2 protein-coding genes and 1 pseudogene are annotated in these 1,220 nt (G+C 31.4%); 1 reads left to right on the top strand and 2 read right to left on the bottom strand.

The features are described 5' to 3' along the window. On the bottom strand, positions 1-366 hold a 366-nt coding region (locus ACVC2P_RS10560; RefSeq protein WP_452598441.1), incomplete at its 3' end, for a hypothetical protein. A gap of 146 nt (positions 367-512) precedes the next feature. On the opposite strand from ACVC2P_RS10560, the gene ACVC2P_RS10565 reads away from it, so the two are divergent. Next, the gene (locus tag ACVC2P_RS10565) at positions 513-971 is read left to right on the top strand and encodes an RNA methyltransferase (RefSeq protein WP_452598442.1); all 459 of its coding nucleotides are present in this window, start codon (positions 513-515) and stop codon (positions 969-971) included. A 9-nt stretch (positions 972-980) separates the two neighbouring features. Here ACVC2P_RS10565 and ACVC2P_RS10570 read toward each other — a convergent pair. Beyond that, positions 981-1,220, bottom strand: a pseudogene (locus tag ACVC2P_RS10570) (cytochrome d ubiquinol oxidase subunit II); the annotation flags it as partial.

Consider the following 1,220-nt stretch of genomic DNA (forward strand, 5'->3'; position numbering starts at 1 on the left):
TCCTTGGTTTGTGTACCCAGATGTAAATAAGTGTAAAATATCGTCTTGACCATTAGTTGCAATATTATCTACATTAGGAGTATCTGGACCTCCAAAAAAGTTCCAATCCTCTAAAGCGTATGTGTCTCCTGTAAAAGCAATATTTAAATCGATTCCAGAATTATCTACATTGTTAAAAGAGCGATTAATACTTCCTTCTGGAAGCCAGTTATAATTATTGCCACTAGTGTTACCAGAAGTCCAATTTAAGCTAAAATTATTTACACAGCCATTAGTTTCATGGAGTTGCGCAAAGCTTGAAAAAGATAGTATTGTTAAGGCAAAAAATAATGCATTTTTTAGTTTTTGGGAGCGTATTAGTTTCATGGTGTTAGGTGTAGTTTTTTGTATAAATAGTATGGTTTTAAGTTGCTTTGATTTTTATTAAACACAGATACCTACGTAAAAAGATTAGGGGCGGTTTTATATTTTTTAATTTTTTTTAAAATATTTCATTTTTTTAGTTTTGTAGTATGATAGATAACTTTGAAAATGAATATTTTGGAATAGGTATTCAAAATGGTAAAACACCTGAAAATTTAGGTGTGCTATGGCGTTCAGCACAGAATCTAGGCGCAAGTTTTATTTTTACCATAGGTAATCGTTATGCAAAGCAAGCATGCGATACTCACAATGCTGTGAAATCTATGCCTTATTTTCATTACGAAAATTTTGATGAGTTTTACAATCATTTACCTAAAGGAGCACGATTAGTAGGTGTAGAGTTAACAGATGAAGCAGTAAGCTTAGAGACATTTCATCATCCAAGACGTTGTGTTTATTTATTGGGTGCAGAAGACCACGGACTCTCTAAAAAAGCGATTGAAAAATCTCATTTTTTAATAAAGTTTAAATCTCAATTAAGTTTAAACGTTTCTGTTGCGGGTAGTATTGTAATGTATGATAGAGGAATAGAAAAACCTAGATCGTAGAATTATGAGTTAACTTTCTAAGATTTTTATCATTTTAAATGATTTTAAAAGATGAAATAATCCAGGTATAATTAAGCAGCCGCCAATAATTAATGATATCCCTAGAATATCTATAGTAACTTCTGGAGCCATGCCATCTAGTAAACTTAGCTTGGTTTTATTTGTAATTATTAAGTTTGGATAATGTGTTATAAGGGCTGCGGTTAATATAAAAAAGACTTGCAGACCAGCAAGTGCACGGCTTAAAAT

Source organism: Pontimicrobium sp. MEBiC01747, from assembly GCF_053601635.1.

What these genes read in the sequence shown, in the direction of transcription:
- ACVC2P_RS10565 (WP_452598442.1), top strand. Translation starts at nt 513, where the DNA reads ATGATAGATAACTTTGAAAATGAATATTTTGGAATAGGTATTCAAAAT.